This window comes from Schinkia azotoformans LMG 9581 (assembly GCF_000307855.1).
GTDB lineage: Bacteria > Bacillota > Bacilli > Bacillales > Bacillaceae_J > Schinkia > Schinkia azotoformans.
The window spans coordinates 1-1,206 of the sequence record NZ_AJLR01000076.1; the positions used below are offsets into that span (position 1 = coordinate 1).

Sequence of the window (1,206 nt, forward strand, 5' to 3'; positions counted from 1 at the left end):
TCTATGGAGTTGAAAGAAAATGCGGTACAATGTTATTTAACAACTGATTTAACGTATGAAGCTGTGGCAAGAAAATTCGAAATTACTAATTTTACCTTACTTGCAAGCTGGGTTAATCATTTCAAAATTTATGGAGAAGTCCCAATAAGCAAAAAGAGAGGACGGCGTAAAAAACTAGAAAGCATTGCATCGTCTATGACTCAGAACCCAAATGATTCTCAACGAATTAAAGAACTTGAACAAAAATTACGTTATGCGCAAATTGAGGTAGCTTATTTAAAAGGACTTCGGAGATTGGAGAAAAATGCTCTAATGAACAAAAATCAAGACTCATCTACAGTCTCCGTAAAACCTTCAAACTCAAAGAAATCTTGAAAGTTACAGGATTCCCTAAAGCCACTTATTATTATTGGGTTAACTGTTTTGAACGGGTAAACAAAGATGAGCTTATCGAAAAAGAAATGCTTAAAATACGTCAAGAACATGCCAATGCAGGTTATCGTCCAATGAGTGAATTACTTAAGCAACGTGGCTATCACGTCAACCACAAGAAGGTACAGCGCTTAATGAAGAAGCTAGGGCTTCGTGTGACGTCTTATTGGCACAAATCACGTAAATATAATTCATATAAAGGAAAAGTAGGGACGGTAGCTAAAAATAAATTGCACAGACGATTCAGAACTTCCATTCCTCATCAAAAAATCACAACAGATACGACAGAATTCAAATATTATGAAGATGGAATTCAGAAAAAGTGTTATCTCAATCCTTACATTGATTTATTTAATAGCGAGGTGATTAGTTATCATATCTCTAAACACCCCTCTTATCAATCAATTGATATTGCTCTAAATCAAGCCTTATCTGTGACATCTGATTGTCCTTATCGACGTACTTTCCACTCAGATCAAGGATGGGGATACCAAATGAGAGACTATGTTTCTAAATTAAAATCTCATAGAATTTTTCAGTCTATGAGCCGTAAAGGAAACTGTCATGATAATTCAGTTATGGAGAATTTCTTTGGGCTACTTAAACAAGAAATTTACTACGGACATATCTTCTCGTCTTTCGAAGAACTTGAACAGGTTATTGTAATCTGGATTAGGTACTATAATACAAAACGAATCAAACAAAAATTGAACTGGATGAGTCCAATTCAATTTCGCTTGAATTACCAAAACAATTAAAAAAATCCAAGTATAT

The 1,206-nt window shown here is 34.2% G+C and carries 1 pseudogene; it reads left to right on the plus strand.

Going from position 1 to position 1,206, the window contains the following annotated elements:
- Nucleotides 1–1,190: pseudogene (locus tag BAZO_RS10765) on the plus strand (IS3-like element ISLla3 family transposase); the annotation flags it as partial.
- Nucleotides 1,191–1,206: the final 16 nt, after the last annotated feature.